The organism is Peribacillus sp. Bi134 (genome assembly GCF_918698065.1).
GTDB lineage: Bacteria > Bacillota > Bacilli > Bacillales > DSM-1321 > Peribacillus.
The window spans coordinates 234451-255860 of sequence record NZ_CAKKLN010000007.1; the positions used below are offsets into that span (position 1 = coordinate 234451).

Here is a 21410-nt window from a genome sequence, read left to right on the forward strand (position 1 = left end):
TTAAATTTATTTTAAAAATGGAACTTTTGTGAATGATTGAAATACCATGGTTGAGTTCATTGCAACTTCCACCATTTCGTACTATTATAAAATATAGGATAAAATGGTATATTATAAACATACTTGGAGATTTTTAATATATTCATGTACATAATATTTTCCCGGTATGTCATTTTAATTCCCAATAGTAAACATAGGAGGTACTACTCGTGAAATTTGAAAGCTTTGGAATCGAAAACATCACAGCCGACTTAAACCGATTAGATGACCTAATGCCGCAATATGGTTTAATACGTGCAGAACAATGGGATTACGAAAGAGTCAGTTACGATCGTAAGTTCGAATTAAAAGAAGGCACGTTTTACCTGAGAATACTTGGCTATGCTACAGAGGGCGATGTAGGCTCTCACAGGGCCGTCATTAAACTTATGGTCCCTCTATTAGGAAAACACTATTATCCACACGGAGTTGAATATGGAGAAGGAGAGGATTTCCCTGCATCACTAGTTAAACAAAGTGAAAAAATCCTCTCTCAAATCAAAGAAGAACTTACACAATTCAACGGCCTGTAAAAGCCGTAAGTTAAAAGTGAGGTACAAAGAGAGAGGATCATGTGTGATGCTCTCTTTTTTTCGTATCCATTACAAAAGCCTGATGCTTTTTTGCACCAGGCTTTTTCGTTATTTTAAAATCCTAGGATCGCCTTTATTAAAGATGTTGTTTCGCCGCCATGATAAATGACATAAAGCAGGATGTAAACAGCTACACCTGTAATCCCAGTGAAAAACCAAATGATGCTGGTAGCAGGTCCGATTTTTTTATGAATGGCGAATTTACCTTTAAAACCAGTGGTAAGCATGATGATCCCCAAAACTGCTCCAGTTGTCGCAAGCGTTATATGGAAGATCAAAAAAATTGTATAATAAATTTTAATGTCATCAGGTCCGCCAAATGACGTACTGCCAATGAAGACCGTCCGGGAAAGATATATAGTGAAAAAGATTACCGCAAAAACCGCAGCTGCCATCATGGTTTTTTTATGAGTCTCGATTTTGCGTTGTTTAATTTGATACCAGCCTATTGCAACAGTGATTGCACTTAATACAATGAAAGCTGTACTTATCGTTGGAAGGATTGGTAAAGACATATGTATTGTAGTCCTCTCTATATTTATTAATCAACTACCATTTTATAAGAGGCAATCATAAAATTCAATAAAATCAAGGATTATTAACAGAATGCTCACTTTTATAGAATAGCCAAGTCGAATCACTGGCTATTTGCTTTAAATCAAAAAACAGGCAAGGCAGATAAAAGACTTGTCCGTCCCAAGACAAGTCTTTTATCGTACAATTATTCTACAGTCTGAAAATCCGAAGGTATCGGATCGATATCATTTTGGCCGCCATTCTCCTTTTTGAACCAAGCAAAGAAAATGACACCTAATACATAGCCTAAAACAATTTCTTGGATCACCTTCATCAGAACCCCACCAAGCTGTTGATCCTCAAGCAATGGCAGTCCATTGAACATTTCCGGGCCACTGAGCGTTAAGCCGGACAGTGCTGAAGCCGGAACGCAAAGCTCCATGGCACTCGCCCAAGATTCCGCATTGGTGAATGTATCATACATCGGATCATTAGCAAAAATGATCAAAGCGCAAGCAGGGGTCATTAGAATGCCACTGCCGAAAATATAAGCTACTTTTTTCACACCTGATAGACTTTCACGTTCCGGAAGTTGATTGACAAGCGGGAACCACATCAAAACAGCAGTGGTAAATAAAAGGACCGTGTATCCGGCATGAAACCACATCCCCGTTTTGATAAAGTCGAACACTAACGGGATATGGTACAACGAGAAAAGAACATTAAACAGTAAAAGGGCGACAAGAGGTTTCGTGAAAAATTGAAATAACGGCTTCACTCCCCTTGAGTTTATGAAAGTTCTCATAAGCCAATCTGGAATCGCTATGATAAATAAAGGCGGAATCACGAGATAGAGCAGTGCCATTTGAAACATGTGCGCACTGAACATGATATGGCTCAATAAATCCAGTGGTGATCCTTTTACTGCATATAGAAGGAACATGGCTATCAAAAAATAAGTTGCCTGTTTAACGGATAGGACTGAACTGCCCGAAAACTTCTCCCTTTTTTTTGTAACCAGCCAAAAATAGCCAACGGTTATAAGTACGAGGACGGCAAAATAATAAGGACTCCACAAAGCGCGAAATCCGAAAATATCAATAGACAAAAAAATCACCTCGTTCATAAACTTTTTCTTACTTTCATTATACCTAAAATGAAACATGGTAACAAATATAGATAAACTTGGATTCTTTTTCTAGCTAATCAACACATAAAGAAAACCGGCTATCATTCAATAGCCGATTTCTTTTATGGTTTATAACCAAACAATCGTTGTGAACACAAGGACAGTTATCAAGCCGACTGCAAGGCCCGAAAATAAGAACAATGCAATGGTGCCATGCCCTTTATGCTTCATATGCATGAAATAATACAATTGGAAAATCACCTGTACAACTGCCAGCAGCAAAATGACTGGTTTAATGAACCAATGTGAAAAACCCTCGATTCCTACAGCAGCAAAAGCAAGTAATGTAAAGAAAATCATAAGTGTAAATGATATCACTTGGTGTTTCATCTCTTCAGCATTTTTCTTACGGCGATATTTTAAATCGACATTCGGGTTCGCTGAATTTGATTGTTCATTCGCCATCAGTTATCCCACCATTCCCATTAAGTATACGACAGTAAAGATAAACACCCAGACTACGTCAATGAAATGCCAATAAAGACTCGCGACATAAAATTTAGGAGCGTTATATAAATTCAAGCCCCTTCTTGCATTACGAACCATAAGAGATATGATCCAAACCAGACCGAAAGCAACGTGTCCTCCATGAAAACCAACTAACGTATAAAATGCGGAGCCGAATGCACTGCTCGTAAATGTATGATGGAATTCATGAACATAGTGATTAAATTCATAAATCTCGAGACCTAGAAAAGCAAAGCCAAGTGCAACTGTAATCACAAGCCATGCTTGCATTTGTTTAAAATGGTTATTCTTCATATGGTACATCGCATATACACTGGTTAATGAACTGGTCAATAAAAGCATGGTTGCTACAAAAGTCAGCGGTAATTCGAATAAGTCTTTAGCTAGGGCTGCATCACCATTTGGAACTTTATCCTTCAATGCAAGATAAGTTGCAAAAAGTGAGGCGAATAGTACCGTCTCTCCACCAAGAAACAACCAGAATCCCAAATACTTATTTTTACCTTCTAAAGTCGCTTTCTCGGGAGAAGCAGGCCAAGTGGCATCCGTGAATCTTTCATCTGCTTGCATTATGCCTTACCTCCCTTGTCTTTATTGTCCATAAGGTCTTCTTTATGAATGTGGTAACCATGATCGTCTTTAACGGAACGGATAAGCATTGAACCGAATGTGATCAAAAGTCCAACAATAATTATAGGCAGGGTCCATGTCTTATCATCCATATTATATAAAGCACCGAATGCGGCAACAAATAAACCCAAGGCAATCGTTAAAGGTAGTATGGATGAATTCGGCATATGGATATCCCCCAGTGGTTCTGCAGGAGTCATTTCCTTTTTCCCTTCCATTTTCTCAACCCAGTAAGGATCTAATCCGCGGACAAGCGGAAGTTGTTTGAAATTATAAAACGGCGGTGGTGATGGGATGGCCCATTCCAGCGTACGGCCGTCTCCCCATGGATCATTGCCGACCTTCTCATTCTTCACGGATGTAATGATTATATTGATGACCATAACCAAGACCCCAAATGCCATTAAGAAGGCTCCAACTGTACTAATCATATTACCTGTATTAAGACCTTGATCGTCCAAGAATGTAAATACGCGACGAGGCATCCCCATCAAACCTAAGAAATGTTGAATGAAGAATGTTAAATGGAAACCGATCAAGAACGTCCAAAATGTGATTTGTCCCAATTTTTCACTTAACATCGTTCCAAACATTTTCGGCCAATAAAAATTGATTCCAGCCAGTAAGCCCAATACAACCCCACCAACGATTACATAGTGGAAATGGGCAACAACGAAATAACTATCATGGTATTGATAATCAGCTGGTGCTGATGCGAGCATGATACCTGTCACGCCACCCATGGTAAATGTAGGGATAAAGGCAACTGCATAAAGCATCGGTACCGTGAACTTGACGCTTCCGCCCCACATCGTAAAAATCCAGTTGAATATCTTAATACCTGTCGGCACCGCAATAGCCATGGTAGCCACGGCAAAAATCGCATTCGCGATAGGTCCCAAACCAGTCGTAAACATGTGATGCGCCCAAACCATGAAACCTAAGAAACCGATTAAAACGGTTGCAAATACCATCGATGAATATCCGAATAATCTTTTTCTTGAGAATGTAGCGAAAATTTCGGAAAAAATACCGAAAGCTGGAAGAATCAGGATATATACTTCCGGGTGACCGAATATCCAGAATAAATGCTCCCAAATGATCGTATTCCCGCCCGCTGCTACATCAAAGAAATTCGAGCCGAACATCCTGTCGAACATCATTAACACCAATCCTACGGTAAGCGGAGGAAAAGCGAATAATATCAATGCGGAAACAACGAAAGTTGACCATGTGAACAGCGGCATACGCATATATGTCATACCAGGCGTACGCATATTAATAATGGTTACAAGGAAATTGATCCCCGCAATTAATGTTCCCAATCCTGATATCTGTAATCCCAGGACGTAAAAATCAATACCATGGCCTTCGGAATGCAGGGAAAGTGATGCATATGATGTCCAGCCTGCATCAGGAGCCCCCCCTAAAAACCAAGAAAGATTCAGAAAGACTCCTCCAAAGAAAAACAACCAAAAACCTAACGAGTTCAAAAATGGGAACGCGACATCACGTGCCCCTATCTGTAAGGGTACAACCGCATTCATTACAGCAAACACCAATGGCATGGCTGCCAGAAATATCATAGTTGTACCGTGCATGGTCAATATTTCATTATAAAATCCGGCACTTACGAAATCATTATTTGGGATTGCAAGCTGGATACGGATAAACATCGCTTCCAAACCGCCGATTACAAAGAATAATCCGCCAGAGATAAGATATAAAATGGCGATTTTCTTATGGTCCACCGTCGTCAGATAATCCCAAAGCGTAGCGCCAAATCCTTTTTTATTAGCGTACGTACTCACGATTTAACCTCCTTAATCAATGTTCTATTTGTCTTCCACCTTAAGCTCTAATAGATAAGCTGCCAGTGCATTAATATCTGAATCCGAAAGTTCGCCGTAAGTACCGGTCATCGTGTTGCCCGGTTTATACTTCTCAGGATCCTTGATCCATTTTTTCACATTCTCTTCCGTATGATCCAATACGCCAGCCACTTTTTGGCGTTCACCGAATGTAGCGAGATTCGGAGCCTGACGAGCAGCTTCAGGCCTGCTGTCATTTGGTGTCACCGCATGGCAGCCTATACAACTTTGATTAAAGACATCTTCACCCTGTTTGGCTAGATCACCTTCAACGACAGGTTCCTTCGCGGCTTTCATATCTTTAGTCCAAGCTTCAAAATCGCTTTTGGACTTCGGTACGACCTTAAAATCCATCAAAGCATGTGAAGGACCGCAAAGTTCAGCACATTTTCCGTAAAACAAGTTGTTTGAATCTTCAGCCTTTTTACTATCGAATTCTAAGAAAAACTGATTGACCCCTTCTGTATTGGTATCCATCTTTCCTCCGGCAGACGGTACCCAGAATGAATGCTTAACATCTGAAGCAGTTAGATTGAAATACACTTTTTGATCGGTTGGCACAACCAAATCCTGACTTGTTACAACGCCAAGGTCCGGATATTCAAACTCCCACCAATAAAGGTTCGCCCTGACATTCACGACAAGTGCATCCTTTGTTTTTCCATCCTTATCTTTCTTATCCATTGCCTTTGTGTCGGCTAAGTCGAAAGTCGTGACGACGGTTGGAACAGCCAGAACAATTAAAAGAAGGATAGGAATAACAGTCCAGATAATTTCGAGTTTATGACTTCCTTCAATTTGTTTCGGTATTGTTTCGTCGCCTTCCTTCCGACGGAAGCGTAGTAAAACTACAACGAACAAAATAATCACAACAATAATAACCAGTACCATGATTAGTGTACTCAATATCAGTAAGTCATACTGAGATTGCGCAACATCGCCAGCTGGCTTCAGCGCGGATAGAAATGGTTCGCCGCAGCCCGAAAGGACAAGTCCTACAATACCCAGCAGAGCAATTAGGCGCCATTTGTGCAGCCTTTTTTTCATAGCTTCAGAAACCCCTCTTTCGTCAAAATTTTCTCACAAAAATAAAAATGGGCGCAATTGCGAATATTCTCTCTATGTCAATTTCTAAAAAGAAAGAATCCCTAAACTAAGGAATTATTAAGATGATCCATGTAACCGCTCTTATGTATGACCCCGTTGGTTCCGTTAATATGTATGAGTCGCGGTCAGTGCAATATATATCAGTAAGCTGGAGCCTGTAAAAGAACAGGCCGCCAGCTTATTTTAACCAAAACTAGATGAGAGTGACAATAACCATCGCTACAAATAAAATGGTCATATAATTTAAAGAATATACAAACATGGATGTTGCCCATTTAACATCATCTTTCTTTTTATACCCCTTAATTCCCAAAATAAGCCACCCCGTACTCAATAATGCAGCAAGAATAACTAGCGGTGTTCCTAATGGAGTTAAAAAGAAAGGTACAAACATTAAACAGACGATCCATAGCATGATCGACCTTTTTGCGGCCTTGAAGCCTTTTACGACCGGAAGCATAGGTACCCCGGCTGCACGATATTCTTCGACACGCCTCATTGCTAGTGCATAAAAATGAGGCGGCTGCCACAAGAACATGATCGCGAACAGGACCCAGGCGATCTTATCAAGGCCCGGGTCGACTGCAGCCCACCCGATAAGTGGAGGCACAGCTCCGGATATACTGCCTATAATCGTATTCGATACAAATCTACGCTTGAAAACCATGGTATATAAAACAACATAGGCGAAGACGCCGAATGCACCTAGTATGGCAGTTGTCATATTAGTCAATGCAAGTAAAATCAGCCCTGCAGCAATTAAGCCGAAACTTAACGCCAATACCTTTGAAGGCTGTACTTTTCCAGTTACCGTTGGACGGTTTTTCGTTCTTTCCATTAAATGATCGATATCTCGGTCATAATAATTATTGAAACTGCAAGATCCAGCCATAATGAGCGCCGAACCTGCAAGTGTATAAAACACTACATCTAGATTGTTTAAGAAGCTAAGCCCCGAAAAATGAAGAGCTAACCACACGCCGGTAAAAGCTGTAATTATATTTGAATTGACAATCCCCACTTTTATAAGTGCGAGAAAATCCTTCCAAGCTGTTGTTTCAGGTATATCCGATTGAAGGGCGGCTTTACTGTCCTCCATGACAGCTTCTGACAAACCCCTTGTTTCTGACATTTGTTTTCCTCCTTTAAATCATTCAGCACAGACGCAAATGCAAAAAAATACTTACATATGCTATAGAACATTATTTCATACTTTTCGATATTTGTAACCAAGGAAGCGTAAACAAAAAGTAAATTATTTACCAATGACCGTTGTCAATGGAATCCATCGAGAGCTATCATTCTTAATATCATGCTTAATAACAGTAAAATTTAGTAAAATCATTTCTTCAATATATTAAAACACATTTTTGGAAGCTTTTGTGAAAATTTTTCGGATAATTTTTGACCAATTTGTGTCTCAATAATTTACTGCTGTTAATTAGATGTTCATCAAGAACATGAATAGTATGCTGTTATCATCATCCCCTAGGCTCTATCCCTATTTTGCTCCTACTTGAAGGTTTACACTCCCTTTATTTCTATCAAAGTCTTTTGCAACTTTCAACTATTTCAGGCATTTTAATTAATAGCTATAATATAAACTGAACTTGTAAAATCATTCTATTTTGTGTAATATCGAGGAAGTTCGACAAATATTATGAAAAACCTTATGCTATTATTAATTTTAAGAACAATCCTATTTGCTACAGAGAAAAAGGTGGGACTACTAGTGAAATCGTCTCTTAAATGGTTTGCTGTTTTAACAACGATTGTAATGCTTTTCATCTTACTTGGTGGAGCTTTAGTCACGAAGACGGATTCCGGCATGGGTTGCGGCAGGTCCTGGCCATTGTGCAATGGCCAATTGATCCCGGACAAAATCACGATTGAATTGGTCATTGAACTTTCCCATCGGCTCGTTTCAGGTGCTGGAGGATTCTTGGTTTTAATTTTATCGTATATGTCTTGGAAAAAAATCGGTCATATTCGTGAAGCGCGTTTCTTATCCGTCCTTTCTTTTGGTTTTCTGTTACTGCAAGGGTTGATTGGAGCCGCTGCCGTCATTTGGTCACAATCCGATTTCGTCCTTGCCCTTCATTTTGGCATATCGCTCATTTCCTTTGCTTCCGTCTTTTTACTGACATTGTTGATTTTTGAAGTAGACAAGAAGTTCGAAGCCGAAAAACTTATAGTTGACAAACGTATGAAATTCCATATTATTGGCGTATTGATTTTTTGTCTGGCAGTCGTCTATACGGGTGCTCTTGTAAGGCATACAGAATCCAGTCTTATCTGTAAGGATTGGCCTTTATGTGTAAATGACAGCGCTGCACTCCCCTCCAACCTTTATGAATGGATTCAGATGGGGCACCGTGCAATGGCAGGCGCTATTTTCATTTGGGTATCATATGTGGCTTATATCGCCAAAAAACATTACAAAAATCAAAAAGTTTTATATGGCGGTTGGATTGCTGCATTCATTCTCGTATTTTTACAGGTCACCGCTGGAGCCTTTATCATTTTCTCAAGGCAAAACTTATATATCGCATTGACGCACGCATTGTTCATTGCCTGCTTTTTTGGTGTAATGAGCTATTTGATGCTATTGACATCAAGAAGTAAAAAAAATTCCCTAGCTCAGCAAAAAGGGAACTCCACGCACGCAGTCAAAGGACAGGATGAACAGGATATAACACCAACGGTACCCGCCCGTTAATGTCTGATTGTTCAATCAAATTCAAATAGACAAAACAAAAACCACCATTCCCGGGAATGGTGGTTTTTGTTTTGTCTCAAGATGACCGTACATTGCCTAAAAAGAGGGTACAGAGCAGCTTGAAATCTCAAGCATACCCCATATACCCCAAATCATTACAAGGTCACAGTCAGCTAGATTACTTAGTTATTTCAATCAATAAGTCTCCAGTACTGATCGCTTCTCCATCTTTAACATAAATATCTTTAATGGTCCCGGAGAATGGTGCTTGCACGGTAGTTTCCATTTTCATCGCTTCCGTAATGATTAGGTGATCACCCTGCTTGACCTGATCGCCTTTCTCGACAACTACGCGAATAACCGTACCTGGCATTGTCGCACCGAGTTGTTCTTTATTTTTTGGGTCTGCTTTCATTTTTGATACAACGGAAGATTTAATGTTTTCATCCTTGATGATCACTTCACGTGATTGACCATTCAACTCAAAATAAACGACCCTTGTTCCATCAGCCAATGGCTGACCGATTGAAACCAATTTTACGATGAGCGTTTTACCCTTTTCAATTTCAACTTCGATTTCTTCCCCTAGCCTCATGCCATATAAGAAAGTAGCGGTATCGAGGTTGGAAACATCTCCAAACAGCTCAATCGTTTTATTGTACTCCAGGAATACTTTTGGATATAGGGCATATGCAAGCACATCGAAATCAGTGACTGCCCGTCCCAATTCCTTGAATAATTCTTCTTTAAGTGCTGCAAAGTCCACTTCTTCCAATAATTCACCCGGTCTTACTGTTATAGGTTTCTTCCCTTTCAGGATAACTTCCTGAAGCTCTTTAGGGAATCCCCCAACTGGCTGACCTAGATAGCCTTCGAATAACTCTATGACTGAATCAGGGAAATCGATGGAATTTCCTTTTGTCAGAACATCTTCTTCAGACAGGTTATTTTGTACCATGAATAAAGCCATATCCCCAACAACTTTGGATGAAGGAGTTACTTTAACGATATCGCCGAACATTACATTGACGCGCTGGTACATCTCTTTCACTTCATGCCAGCGGTCTCCCAGCCCCACTGCTTTGGCTTGCTGCTGCAGATTACTATATTGACCGCCTGGCATCTCGTGCTTGTAAACCTCGGTATGAGGTGCATTCATGCCGCTTTCGAAGTCATGATAGAATTTCCTGACCTCTCCCCAGTATTCTCCTAAACGCTCTAGAGAATCGACTTCCAATTTAGGCTGTCTGCTTGACCCCTCCAATGCATAATGAAGTGTTTGTACACTTGGCTGCGAAGTCAGTCCAGCCAAAGAACCTATCGCCGTATCAACGATATCCACACCAGCTTCGATCGCTTTAGAATACATGTAAATGCCATTTCCGCTTGTATCATGAGTATGCAGATGGATCGGAAGGGATGTCGATTCTTTCAGTTCCGATACAAGGCGGTAAGCAGCTTCAGGTTTCAAGAGGCCGGCCATATCCTTGATCGCTAAAATATGGGCACCGGCTTGTTCTAATTCCACCGCCATATTTTTATAGTATTCGATATTATACTTGCTCCGTGATGGGTCATTCAAATCCCCTGTATAACAAATGGCAGCTTCCGCAATTTTGCCTGATTGACGAACTGCATCAATAGCCAATTCCATTCCTTTAACCCAGTTTAAACTATCGAAGATACGGAAAACGTCAATGCCTGCATCCGCTGATTTCTCTACGAATTCACGAATGACATTATCAGGGTAATTTTTGTAACCAACTGCATTTGAAGCCCTTAATAGCATTTGCAAAAGGACATTCGGAGCTTTTTTCCTGAAACTTAACAGCCTGTCCCATGGATCTTCTTTCAAGAAGCGATATGCGACATCAAAAGTTGCCCCGCCCCACATTTCCATTGAAAATAAATCAGGAAGGAGTTTTGCTGTAGGCTCAGCGATATCAAGGATATCTTTCGACCTGATTCTCGTCGCCAGTAAAGATTGATGTGCATCACGGAAAGTCGTATCGGTGATCAATACCTCTTTCTGTTCTTTAATCCATTTGACCAGTCCCTCTGCACCTTGCTCTTCAAGTATATTTTTTGTACCAGAGATAAGCGGCAGACCACCAACATTCGGAATCGGAGCTGGATCAAAAACCGGCTTTTTCTTTTTCTCGACTCCCGGGAATCCATTCACGGTCACATTTCCGATATATGAAAGCATTTTTGTCCCACGGTCTTTCCTGATTGGGAAGCTAAATAATTCCGGTGTTGTATCAATGAATGATGTATCATATTCCCCATTTATGAATTTTTCATGTTTAACAACATTTTCAAGGAAGGGGATATTAGTTTTAATTCCACGAATCCTGAATTCCTTAAGGTTACGAACCATTTTGGAAGCTGCCTGCTCAAATGAAAGCGCATGAGTCGAAAGTTTAACGAGAAGGGAATCATAATATGGTGTGATGACCGCACCTTGGAACCCATTCCCTGCGTCCAGACGAACACCGAATCCCCCACCGGAACGGTAAACCATCATTTTCCCGGTATCGGGCATGAAATTATTCAATGGGTCCTCAGTCGTCACCCTTGATTGAATCGCATATCCATGAGTTTTAATTCCCGCTTGTTCGGGAATCCCGATCTTTTTGCCATGGAGTTCATGCCCTTCAGCTACCATGATTTGAGATTGAACGATGTCAATGCCCGTAATCATTTCAGTAATGGTATGCTCAACCTGTACCCGTGGATTGACTTCAATAAAGTAAAATTCGCCATTTGCGACAAGGAACTCGACCGTACCAGCGTTCACATAATCAATATTTTTCGCCAACTTGACGGCTGCCTCACAAATCCTTTCCCTTAAATCTTCGGAAAGGGAAACGGAAGGTGCCACTTCCACAACTTTTTGATGCCGTCTCTGAACGGAACAGTCACGTTCATATAAATGGACGATATTCCCATGAGTATCAGCCAAAATCTGAACTTCGATATGCTTCGGATTTTGTATGAATCTCTCTACATAGACTTCATCATTACCAAAAGCTGCTTTAGCTTCTGATTTTGCGCGATCATAAGCCTCTTCAACTTCTTCGATTTTTTCGACAATCCGCATTCCGCGTCCGCCGCCGCCTAAAGAGGCTTTTATAATAATTGGAAAACCATATTGTTCACCAAATTCCTTGACTTCTTCAACACTGGTCACCGGTCCATCGCTACCAGGGATAACCGGAATATCAGCCAGTTCAGCTTGTGTTCTGGCTTTCACTTTGTCACCAAACATATCTAGGTGTCTTGATTCTGGTCCGATGAAGATTATGCCCTCTTCCTCACAACGTTTCGCAAATTCAATATTTTCTGAAAGAAAACCATAACCTGGATGAATCGCATCGACTCCGCTCATTTTGGCAATCGCAATTATGCCTTCAATATCCAGATATGCATCAATCGGCTTTTTGCCTTCCCCGACCAAATATGCCTCATCCGCTTTATATCTGTGATAAGAACCATAATCTTCCTTTGAATAGATTGCAACTGTGTGAATGTCTAATTCCGTACATGCACGAAAAATCCTTATCGCTATTTCCCCACGATTTGCCGCAAGTACTTTTTCTATACGTTTCGCCATTGCTACCACCCTAATCAATATGTATTTTTATTGAATATATAGAAAAAAAGCGTGAAAGATTTCCACCACTTTTTATTCATGAATTGATTTCCCAAATAAGGAGTCCAATCTGATTAAGCTCATTTTATCGCTGATGTAATTATTTCGATATATTTTATATTTTCGATTTTTACATTCGATAAAGTTTAAAAAGAGCCCTATACCATTAACAAATGAAAATTTAGCTATAATAATATATTATCAATTTAATTTAACATTCAATTAATATAACAATAATACTAAAATTAACTGAATACAATAAAAAAATAAAAAATTGCATATATTCGTATATAAAAACAAGGAATTAAATCTGATTTCCCACCAAGACTCCAATGCCGCAGCAAAGGAACAGGACTATAAATTGCCAATATCAAAATAAAAATTCAAAATAATTAAAAAACTCAAATTGAGCTTCCAAGGACCAATTAGTATGTCACTATTGGATATAGTATAACACTATTGATTAATTATGTACATAAATAAAAAACTCAAACAATCATCGAGATTTGTTTGAGTTAGTATGTTTTATCTATTATTTTTTTAATGATGCTTCATGCAAAACTGACAATTCCTGTTCAAGGGTTTCCAAAAGGGATTTACCCTCGGTTTCCTCTACCAAACCTAAGCGTACGGCAAAATCAATTTCTCTTGATAGACCGAACATTTGTGTATCAAGGACCTCTTCATATAAAGGACATTGAGGCATAGTGAGATTTTCCATTTGAACTTTTATCAGTTTTAGAATCTTGTCAGCATCTGCTTTTAATAAAGCATAAGCTTTTTCTCGATGATTGACAAGCATATCAGATGCCATGTTAAATCCCCCCGCTCAGAGCGATTAAATCTTATCTTTAAATTCTACCTTTAGTTTTGTGAAAAAGCAAGGACATTGACAAACAATTTGCCATTGAGATAACACAATCACCTCTCAAATGAATATACCCAGCCATGAAAATTGTTCACCATCGTGAAGATGTGACAATTCAATTATAATTGATTATAATCATTAAAGAGCAACAGAAAGGAATGAGATATTTGGAACCCATCGTATTTATAAATGGAAAAGTGAAATATCCAATTACACTAGATCCCGGAGTATGGATTTTTGATGACCGTAAAGTTGAAATAAATACATATTTCCACGCAGAAAGAGTCCAAGTCAATGAATTAGAAGAATATACGATTGCTGCCTCCAAACATTGGCAAAAAGAAATACAGGAAGGCGCAATAATGCCACCCACATTAAAAACGGAACGAAAGTTCGAGAAGCAAAGATTGCTGGAAGGGACTTTCGGCATCCCTTTTGAACCTTTTTTAAAAAATGCCGAACCTGAAAATGGGGTAACTGAAGTCATCGTTACAACCGATGATGAGGAGCTTACATTCCCATTGGAAACGGCACTTGAATTTTTCCTGGGCTTTTCCAAGGAAGGAAAGCCGCTTAAAATATCCGAGGGCGGTCCTTTGGAAATTTATTTCGGAGACGCTTCCAACATCAATGATCCGATAAAAAATGTTCGGTCTTTCACTGTTAAATAAGAATTAGTCCATTCTCGCCAAAAACTTTAGAGCAATCGGCAAGGGATATCCCTTGCCGATTGCATTATAAAAGCGTAGCTGCCAGCTGGGCCAATCCAGATCTTTCCCCTTTTATCAATTTAACGTGGCCTGCAATACGCTCGGTCTTGAATTTTTCCACCACATATGTCAAACCATTATTATATTCATCTAAATACGGATGATCTATTTGTTCCGGATCTCCCATTAACACAATTTTGCTTCGCTCCCCGACCCTCGTCAAAATGGTCTTGACCTCATGTTTCGTTAAGTTCTGCGCTTCATCGATGATGATGAACTGATCCGGGATGCTCCTTCCCCTGATATAGGTTAGGGCTTCCACTTCGATCGAACTCATGCCTGCTAAAATGGCATCCAATTCCCCAGGTTTTTTCGTATTGAACAAAAATTCGAGATTATCAAAAATAGGCTGCATCCATGGTCTTAATTTTTCTTCTTTTTCCCCTGGCAGATAACCAATATCTTTACCAACCGGAACAATGGGCCTGGCAACCAAAAGTTTCTTATATTGTGACAAATCTTCAGTTTGCATCAATCCTGTCGCCAATGCCAATAAAGTCTTACCTGTCCCAGCCTTACCAATGAGCGTCACAAGCTTGATGTCCGAACGGAGCAACAAATCTAGGGCCATCGTCTGCTGGACATTTCTCGGTTTAATTCCCCAGATATGTTCCCCTTCATACATCAATTTCTTAACGAACCTGCAATTCTCATCCACAATCCCTATCGCAGAAGCTGAACTGCCCAGCGTGTCCTTCATCAACAGGAATTGATTTGGATAATATGAATCTTTTGTCAGTTCTTCCAGTGCCAGAAAACTTTTTTCATAAAACTTATTCAGATTATCAATCGGTACAAACACTTCTTTGTGCCCAGCGTAAATATGGTCCAGTTCTACGACACGGTCATTTAAAAAATCTTCTGCCTCAAGACCGATCGCATCAGCCTTGACCCTGACGAGTGTATCTTTACTAACCAAAATGACCGTTTTTCCAGCTTCCTTCGTCTCTTCTTCCAATGATAAATTTTTCGCGACTGCCAATATCCTGTTATCATTCGTTTTCTCCACAAAAATTTCCTGAAGCTTATGAAATGAACGATGGTTGAGTTCAATCCTTATGCTGCCTCCATTATGAAGCTGAATGCTCTGATGAAGCTTCCCTTTTTCCCGAAAGCCATCGATCAATTTCGATACTTGCCTGGCATTCCTTCCGATTTCATCCATGTACCTTTTTTTCGAATCCAATTCTTCTAATACGACTGCTGGAATGACAACTTCATTATCTTCGAATGAATAAATCGAATACGGATCCTGCAACAGGACATTCGTATCTAAAACATAGATTTTTTTCCCCAATATGACGCCTCCTGCCTGCTCTATAGGATATGCCTTACCATTTACTACACTCAGCATTTATGTAGCGGACGAGACTGTTGATAAAATATATGTTCCTTTGCATAAAGATAGAAGAACATTTACAGACTATAAAGAAAACTTCCAGCAAAGAATGCAATCCCCAACATTGATAACACCATGTTTCACTGCATTTTATACTTATATGCATCAGACTTGGTAGTGATGGACAGGCTGGAACAAAAAAAGAGCATTAAGGAGGCTTTACATTGCGAAAAATCATATTGCCGCTCGCTGCGGTTCTGTTGATGTCAGGTTGCACAATGGATAATAATAACGAAGTGTCTGAAAATAACTCGAAAAACAATATAACGAAAGTCAATAATACGACCATTAAGGAGGCAGACAGAAATACCGGCCAGCAAACAGCGGAAAGACTCACCGGTTTGGCTAAATCCATTCCGGAGGTGAACGATGCCACCGCAGTCGTACTTGGCAAATATGCCATCGTCGGAATAGATATTGACCAAGATATTGAGCGTTCACAGGTCGGAACGATAAAGTACTCTGTTGGAGAAACTTTAAAACATGATCCTGAAGGTGCAAATGCCCTCATCGTCGCTGACCCGGATATAAATGAGCGGATCAGGGAGGTGGCCAGAGACATTAAAGACGGTAAACCGGTAACCGGGATACTAAATGAACTGGCTGACATCACAAGTCGAGTCATTCCTGAGGTTCCTGGTGATATTTTAACCCCAACGCCGTCCAAGAACATTGAAAATGAAAAAAATAAACTTGATGATGAAACGGAAAGAAAAGAACTCGATAAAGAGCAAAATGATCAATCCAATCACTTTAAAGAATGAATTTTCCTGACCCGAAGTGAATCTTCGGGTTTTTTGTCTATACCCGCCATGCACCAAGTAACATTAACTTTCAAATGTCAGTTTCACTTTATCCTCGTTTTACCATAAAAATATTGGTATACTTAAAAGCATATTCGAATTGAAGTGAGGTTCAACTAATATGAAGGTTAAATGTGTAATATGCGATCAAATTGAATCTATACCTGACGATAGCCCAGAAGCAAAGAAACTTCGAAACCGTCCTATACATACCTATATGTGCAATACATGCAACCAACGCATAGAAGAGCGTACGAACGAACGGATTGCAACCGGAAACTTCCGTCTGTACCGGACGATCAAAAATGAAGATGAATGGTAGAATATTTTATAAAGTTTGCCTGATTGGTCTCATCAATGGAGTTCTGCTTGGATTGATAATGAAGTGGGTAGAAATGTTTTCCGGCAAGCAAGTGTATAAGCTTTTATTGAATGTGGATTTCCTTCCTCTAATTGGAGCTATTTCCTGGAGTGAGACATCATTGTTCTTTTTCCATCTCCTTTTTTCACTTGCCATTACGTTTATTTACGCTTATATTCTTCATCCTTTAAAAATTTTCAGGAGATGGAACGAATACGCACTTGCTTTTATCACGATCATTCCCGCCATCATGCTTTACTTCCCACTATCGGCGCTGTCGAAAACAGAAGTTGTCCTTCCTTCTGATTTGACAGCTTTCTTTTTGTGGACAATCTTACATCTTTTTTACGGACTTTTCCTCCCTAAAGCCATATAAAAAAAGAACCGTGCGTAAATCGCACGGTTCTTTTTATCATTACTCAATATTTTTATACTTTTCTGGCTCTAACTGAATTTGGTCTAACATGATATCAATCAATTCAATCGGATAACGTTGCTTTTTCATTTCGTCTCCCAAAAGGTACTCGACGAAATAAAAAGGTTCTGTCTTTGTAACCGAATCGATTATCACCTGATGATCGTCTTTCAGCATCTGCATGAAAAACATTTCTGTATCGCGTGCAGCTGTATCATCAGGCCTTGCATCACAGACAACTTTGATCGTCAACCAATTGTATAAAGCATCCTGTAATGATTTCATCATCTTAAGCCTGTTCTTCTTTTCTCGAATTATGAAGACGGATCCTATAAATTCCCAGAACAAGCGAAGCGATGACTAATGCTTCCCCCATAGGAAGAAACACCGCAAAGAAAGAAAGAAGGGTACATCCAAGTGCCATTACCACATAAATGACCACATTTTTTAGCAATGGTAACTTTTTGGCAAAACCTAACTGATAGACAAGGATGCATAATCCAAAGACCGTCAAATATAAATACCACATTCCTGCTTCAGGATTTTCATCCACTCTGTACAATGCTGCAAAAAATGATAATCGCTCTTGGATATCCAATCTTTTCTCCTCCTCTTGCTATTTATTTTTCTTCAACAGCAACTTTTTTTCTTTTAGCTGCTCTTTCACGCTCGTTTTTATCTAGAATTTTTTTACGAAGACGGATTGAATCCGGAGTTACTTCACAGTACTCGTCATCGTTCAAATATTCCAGAGCTTCTTCAAGGGACATGATTCTTGGTTTTTTCATGGAAGAAGTTTGGTCTTTATTTGCTGAACGCATATTTGTCATTTGTTTCGCTTTAACGATATTAACTGTCAAATCGCTATCACGGTTATGTTCCCCGACGATCATGCCTTCGTAAATATCCGTACCTGGCTCAACGAAAATAACACCGCGGTCTTCTACTTGCATAATACCATATTGTGTAGTTTTTCCTGATTCCATAGATACAAGTACACCTTGACGTCTTCCGCCGACTTGACCTTGGGCCATTGGTTGGTAGCTGTCAAATGAATGGTTCATGATACCATATCCGCGTGTAATCGTTAAGAACTCAGTTGAATAGCCAATAAGTCCGCGAGCTGGGATCGTGAACAGTAAACGAACTTGACCGCTTCCGCTGTTGATCATATCCAATAATTCACCTTTACGGGCTCCCATTGATTCCATGATCGAACCAGTGTGCTCCTCAGGTACGTCGATTTGTACACGTTCAACCGGCTCACAACGGACACCATCAATCAAACGAACGATAACTTCCGGTTTAGAAACTTGCAGTTCATAACCTTCACGTCTCATGTTTTCGATCAGGATGGAAAGGTGAAGCTCCCCACGACCTGAAACAATCCAGACATCCGGAGAATCAGTATTTTCGACTCTTAAGCTGACATCAGTCTGCAATTGGTTTCTCAAACGCTCTTCAATTTTACGAGCTGTAACGAATTTACCTTCACGGCCTGCGAATGGGCTGTTATTTACAAGGAAAGTCATTTGTAATGTTGGCTCGTCAATACGCAGGATAGGTAGAGCTTCAGGGTGTTCAGTCGGACAAACTGTTTCCCCTACGTTAATATCCTCCATACCAGAAACGGCAATTAAATCACCGGCAACGGCTTCTTGGATTTCAACTTTCTTCAAGCCGATATAACCAAAGATTTTCGTTACACGGAATTGTTTAACCTTCCCATCAAGTTTCATTAATGAAACTTGTTGACCTACATGCATTTTACCGCGGAATACACGGCCAACGCCAATACGTCCTACATAATCATTATAGTCAAGTAAAGCCACTTGGAATTGAAGCGGTTCATCTGAGTTATCGATTGGTGCAGGGATCGTTTCAACGATTGTTTCGAAAAGTGGGGTCATGTCTTCTTCTTGTTTAGCAGGATCTGAATCCAAGCTTGCAGTACCAGCAATACCTGAAGTGAAGACAACTGGGAAGTCTAATTGTTCTTCTTCAGCTCCTAGCTCGATGAATAAGTCAATTACTTCATCGACCACTTCATTTGGACGAGCAGAATCTTTATCGATTTTGTTCACGACAACGATTGGCGTGATCTTTTGTTCCAATGCTTTTTTCAACACGAAGCGAGTTTGCGGCATACAGCCTTCATATGCATCAACAACAAGAAGAACGCCATCAACCATTTTCATGATCCGTTCCACTTCACCACCAAAGTCGGCATGACCAGGTGTATCCAAAATATTGATCCTTGTATCTTGGTATTGAACTGCTGTATTTTTCGCAAGAATCGTAATTCCGCGTTCTTTTTCAATCGCATTAGAATCCATCGCACGTTCTTCCACATGTTCATTTTCACGGAAAGTACCAGATTGCTTAAGCAACTGATCCACTAACGTTGTTTTACCATGGTCAACGTGGGCAATGATGGCTATATTACGAATATTTTCTCTTAATTTCAAAAAATTCACTCCTAAAAAAGTTTGTGTATAACGTATCACTAGTATTAACTTACATATTATATCACAAACATACTAGAAACAAATACAGAAATTATGTACAATAGATATATTAGGGGTGATATTAATGAACATTAAATGGAATTTCTTAATATTAGCGGTATTGGCAACATCCAGCATTGGCTCCATTGGCATCTTCATTGCTGAAAAAAGCTTGATTGGAATATTGGCTGCAATCGTTATTCTTTGCGGAATAATGGGGTTCGGTTTCACTCAGAAGAAGAAATTACGCGAAGCCGGGAAATTATAATATAAAAAAAACTCGCTGACATACAGCGAGTTTTTTTGTTAATTATTTCAAAATGAGTATTTGATTCCATCCGTGCAAGATATTTATCCTGTATGCAATAAGGCCCTTGATGCTAACGGCTGGAGTTTCCTGACAAGTATTTATCGAATACTTCTTTGTGAAGCCCGGGTTTAGATACGAAAAGTGAGTCGCCTTCTAAATAATTCAATTTGTCACCTTTAATATTACTAACTTCCCCGCCCACTTCCTCAACCAGCAAAACTCCCCCGGCAAAGTCCCAAGGCATGAGTCTCATGGTAATGTATGCATCAATCCTTCCAGCTGCCACGAATGCCAGCTCCAATGCTGCCGAGCCATAAGAACGTGTCCCTCTTGCATCCCGAACCAGCGGTGCCAAAAGACTCGGGTCAATCCTCCGGTTTTCCGTTACCCAGCTAGCATTAATGGAAATGATCGCTTTGCTTACTGATGCCTCTTCAAGTGATGGGAGCCTTTGATCATTCAGATATGCTCCCTGCCCCTTGACCGCATGATATAATTCATCACTGAAGACATCATAAACCATGCCAATCTTTCCAATGCCATCCACATAAACCCCTAGAGAAATTGCAAAATTCCGCTGTTGATGAATGAAATTCAAAGTTCCATCAATTGGATCGATGATCCACACCGTACCTTTTAGGTCTTTAATATCATGGCCCATTCCCTCTTCGCCAAAAATGCGGTGTTCAGGAAAGACTTCGCCGATTTTTTCGCAAAAAAACTTTTCTATCCCCTTATCCATATTAGTGACCAAATCATTCGGATTCGTTTTCATTTCAATATTCAACTTGGTTTTAAAGGACGCCCTAAGCCTAGTACCCGCTTCTTTCATCCATAACTTCGCATATGTATCCATTTCCTTGACCGATGCCATTATAATATCCCCGTCCTTTATGATCAGAAACTACATTAAAATGATCCACTTCTAAAGATTAAAGCAAATATAGCTTGCCTTCAAGTTTTTAACATCTTAAATTTTCCATTTTTTAAAAACATATGTGGAAAGAAGGTTCCTTGACCATCCATCCATTAATCGGTTTCGCAATCAAGAGTTAGCCCGTGGAAATACTTTTCAAACCACTTTACCTAAACGTCTCCCTTCCTTATTAAATGGGACCGAACCAAAATAAAATACCCACCTTATATATTTTGGACATTTAATGAAAAACGGACACAATATTTTTTATAAA

21 protein-coding genes are annotated in these 21410 nt (G+C 39.8%); 7 read left to right on the forward strand and 14 right to left on the reverse strand.

The genetic code is table 11. The annotated features are described in order from the left end of the window. Positions 1 to 209 precede the first annotated feature (209 nt). The gene (locus tag LQ188_RS17325) at positions 210 to 572 is read left to right on the forward strand and encodes a YugN family protein (protein ID WP_101224559.1); all 363 of its coding nucleotides are present in this window, start codon (positions 210 to 212) and stop codon (positions 570 to 572) included. 113 nt (positions 573 to 685) lie between these two features. On the opposite strand, the gene LQ188_RS17330 is transcribed toward LQ188_RS17325, so the two are convergent. The 7 genes from LQ188_RS17330 to cyoE form a co-directional block, all read right to left on the reverse strand. Then, the gene (locus LQ188_RS17330) at positions 686 to 1147 is read right to left on the reverse strand and encodes a DUF420 domain-containing protein (protein ID WP_057278459.1); all 462 of its coding nucleotides are present in this window, start codon (positions 1145 to 1147) and stop codon (positions 686 to 688) included. A 206-nt stretch (positions 1148 to 1353) separates the two neighbouring features. After that, complete coding sequence (gene ctaG, locus LQ188_RS17335) at positions 1354 to 2265, reverse strand: cytochrome c oxidase assembly factor CtaG (protein WP_353616236.1); 912 nt, start codon at positions 2263 to 2265, stop codon at positions 1354 to 1356. Positions 2266 to 2406: 141 nt separating this feature from the next. After that, on the reverse strand, positions 2407 to 2742 hold the full coding sequence (ctaF, locus tag LQ188_RS17340) for a cytochrome c oxidase subunit IVB (RefSeq protein ID WP_048684534.1): 336 nt from the start codon (positions 2740 to 2742) through the stop codon (positions 2407 to 2409). Positions 2743 to 2745: 3 nt separating this feature from the next. Next, a complete protein-coding gene (locus LQ188_RS17345) occupies positions 2746 to 3375 on the reverse strand; it encodes a cytochrome (ubi)quinol oxidase subunit III (RefSeq protein ID WP_101224556.1) in 630 nt (209 codons plus the stop codon). After that, entirely contained in the window at positions 3375 to 5246 is a 1872-nt protein-coding gene (gene ctaD, locus LQ188_RS17350; RefSeq protein WP_101224555.1) for a cytochrome c oxidase subunit I, read from the reverse strand. Before ctaD ends, LQ188_RS17345 begins: the two co-directional genes overlap by 1 nt. A gap of 24 nt (positions 5247 to 5270) precedes the next feature. After that, positions 5271 to 6353 carry a cytochrome c oxidase subunit II gene (gene coxB, locus LQ188_RS17355; protein ID WP_101224554.1) on the reverse strand — a complete coding sequence of 361 codons (1083 nt, stop codon included), beginning with the start codon at positions 6351 to 6353 and terminating at the stop codon, positions 5271 to 5273. A 253-nt stretch (positions 6354 to 6606) separates the two neighbouring features. Continuing rightward, positions 6607 to 7545 carry a heme o synthase gene (gene cyoE, locus LQ188_RS17360; RefSeq protein ID WP_101224553.1) on the reverse strand — a complete coding sequence of 313 codons (939 nt, stop codon included), beginning with the start codon at positions 7543 to 7545 and terminating at the stop codon, positions 6607 to 6609. Between the two features lie 600 nt (positions 7546 to 8145). Between cyoE and LQ188_RS17365 the strand changes: the two genes are divergently transcribed. After that, positions 8146 to 9132 carry a heme A synthase gene (locus LQ188_RS17365; RefSeq protein ID WP_101224733.1) on the forward strand — a complete coding sequence of 329 codons (987 nt, stop codon included), beginning with the start codon at positions 8146 to 8148 and terminating at the stop codon, positions 9130 to 9132. Between the two features lie 178 nt (positions 9133 to 9310). Here the strand turns inward: LQ188_RS17365 and pyc are convergent, their stop codons facing one another. Then, positions 9311 to 12748, reverse strand: coding sequence for a pyruvate carboxylase (gene pyc, locus LQ188_RS17370; RefSeq protein WP_101224552.1), 3438 nt, complete (start codon positions 12746 to 12748; stop codon positions 9311 to 9313). A 571-nt stretch (positions 12749 to 13319) separates the two neighbouring features. Then, positions 13320 to 13601, reverse strand: coding sequence for a YlaN family protein (locus tag LQ188_RS17375; protein ID WP_034313996.1), 282 nt, complete (start codon positions 13599 to 13601; stop codon positions 13320 to 13322). A gap of 221 nt (positions 13602 to 13822) precedes the next feature. Between LQ188_RS17375 and LQ188_RS17380 the strand changes: the two genes are divergently transcribed. After that, the gene (locus tag LQ188_RS17380; protein ID WP_101224551.1) at positions 13823 to 14326 is read left to right on the forward strand and encodes a hypothetical protein; all 504 of its coding nucleotides are present in this window, start codon (positions 13823 to 13825) and stop codon (positions 14324 to 14326) included. Positions 14327 to 14390: 64 nt separating this feature from the next. Here the strand turns inward: LQ188_RS17380 and LQ188_RS17385 are convergent, their stop codons facing one another. Beyond that, positions 14391 to 15722 carry a PhoH family protein gene (locus LQ188_RS17385; protein WP_230177575.1) on the reverse strand — a complete coding sequence of 444 codons (1332 nt, stop codon included), beginning with the start codon at positions 15720 to 15722 and terminating at the stop codon, positions 14391 to 14393. A gap of 266 nt (positions 15723 to 15988) precedes the next feature. Here LQ188_RS17385 and LQ188_RS17390 point away from each other — a divergent pair, with 266 nt between their 5' ends. The 3 genes from LQ188_RS17390 (at position 15989) to LQ188_RS17400 (ending at position 17364) form a co-directional block, all read left to right on the forward strand. Next, complete coding sequence (locus tag LQ188_RS17390; protein WP_230177577.1) at positions 15989 to 16588, forward strand: YhcN/YlaJ family sporulation lipoprotein; 600 nt, start codon at positions 15989 to 15991, stop codon at positions 16586 to 16588. A 160-nt stretch (positions 16589 to 16748) separates the two neighbouring features. Further along, a complete protein-coding gene (locus LQ188_RS17395; RefSeq protein ID WP_072272690.1) occupies positions 16749 to 16949 on the forward strand; it encodes a YlaI family protein in 201 nt (66 codons plus the stop codon). After that, positions 16933 to 17364, forward strand: a complete 432-nt coding sequence (locus LQ188_RS17400; protein WP_230177578.1) for a hypothetical protein — start codon at positions 16933 to 16935, stop codon at positions 17362 to 17364. Before LQ188_RS17395 ends, LQ188_RS17400 begins: the two co-directional genes overlap by 17 nt. Positions 17365 to 17403: 39 nt before the next feature. On the opposite strand, the gene LQ188_RS17405 is transcribed toward LQ188_RS17400, so the two are convergent. The 3 genes from LQ188_RS17405 to typA are packed head-to-tail and all read right to left on the reverse strand — an operon-like array spanning position 17404 to position 19871. Then, positions 17404 to 17688, reverse strand: coding sequence for a hypothetical protein (locus tag LQ188_RS17405; RefSeq protein WP_101224732.1), 285 nt, complete (start codon positions 17686 to 17688; stop codon positions 17404 to 17406). Positions 17689 to 17692: 4 nt separating this feature from the next. Then, positions 17693 to 18001, reverse strand: a complete 309-nt coding sequence (locus LQ188_RS17410) for a YlaH-like family protein (protein WP_034314008.1) — start codon at positions 17999 to 18001, stop codon at positions 17693 to 17695. Between the two features lie 22 nt (positions 18002 to 18023). Then, on the reverse strand, positions 18024 to 19871 hold the full coding sequence (gene typA, locus LQ188_RS17415) for a translational GTPase TypA (protein ID WP_048684521.1): 1848 nt from the start codon (positions 19869 to 19871) through the stop codon (positions 18024 to 18026). Between the two features lie 124 nt (positions 19872 to 19995). Between typA and LQ188_RS17420 the strand changes: the two genes are divergently transcribed. Next, entirely contained in the window at positions 19996 to 20178 is a 183-nt protein-coding gene (locus tag LQ188_RS17420; protein WP_034314013.1) for a YlaF family protein, read from the forward strand. A gap of 112 nt (positions 20179 to 20290) precedes the next feature. Here LQ188_RS17420 and LQ188_RS17425 read toward each other — a convergent pair whose 3' ends face one another. Beyond that, positions 20291 to 21094, reverse strand: coding sequence for an inositol monophosphatase family protein (locus tag LQ188_RS17425; RefSeq protein WP_230177579.1), 804 nt, complete (start codon positions 21092 to 21094; stop codon positions 20291 to 20293). Positions 21095 to 21410: the final 316 nt, after the last annotated feature.

Coding starts and splice junctions, on each gene's coding strand:
- LQ188_RS17330 (WP_057278459.1), bottom strand. CDS start 1,147: ATGTCTTTACCAATCCTTCCAACGATAAGTACAGCTTTCATTGTATTA.
- ctaF (WP_048684534.1), bottom strand. CDS start 2,742: ATGGCGAATGAACAATCAAATTCAGCGAACCCGAATGTCGATTTAAAA.
- LQ188_RS17345 (WP_101224556.1), bottom strand. CDS start 3,375: ATGCAAGCAGATGAAAGATTCACGGATGCCACTTGGCCTGCTTCTCCC.
- coxB (WP_101224554.1), bottom strand. CDS start 6,353: ATGAAAAAAAGGCTGCACAAATGGCGCCTAATTGCTCTGCTGGGTATT.
- cyoE (WP_101224553.1), bottom strand. CDS start 7,545: ATGTCAGAAACAAGGGGTTTGTCAGAAGCTGTCATGGAGGACAGTAAA.
- pyc (WP_101224552.1), bottom strand. CDS start 12,748: ATGGCGAAACGTATAGAAAAAGTACTTGCGGCAAATCGTGGGGAAATA.
- LQ188_RS17375 (WP_034313996.1), bottom strand. CDS start 13,601: ATGGCATCTGATATGCTTGTCAATCATCGAGAAAAAGCTTATGCTTTA.
- LQ188_RS17395 (WP_072272690.1), top strand. CDS start 16,749: ATGAAGGTTAAATGTGTAATATGCGATCAAATTGAATCTATACCTGAC.
- LQ188_RS17400 (WP_230177578.1), top strand. CDS start 16,933: ATGAAGATGAATGGTAGAATATTTTATAAAGTTTGCCTGATTGGTCTC.
- LQ188_RS17405 (WP_101224732.1), bottom strand. CDS start 17,688: ATGAAATCATTACAGGATGCTTTATACAATTGGTTGACGATCAAAGTT.
- LQ188_RS17420 (WP_034314013.1), top strand. CDS start 19,996: ATGAACATTAAATGGAATTTCTTAATATTAGCGGTATTGGCAACATCC.
- LQ188_RS17425 (WP_230177579.1), bottom strand. CDS start 21,094: ATGGCATCGGTCAAGGAAATGGATACATATGCGAAGTTATGGATGAAA.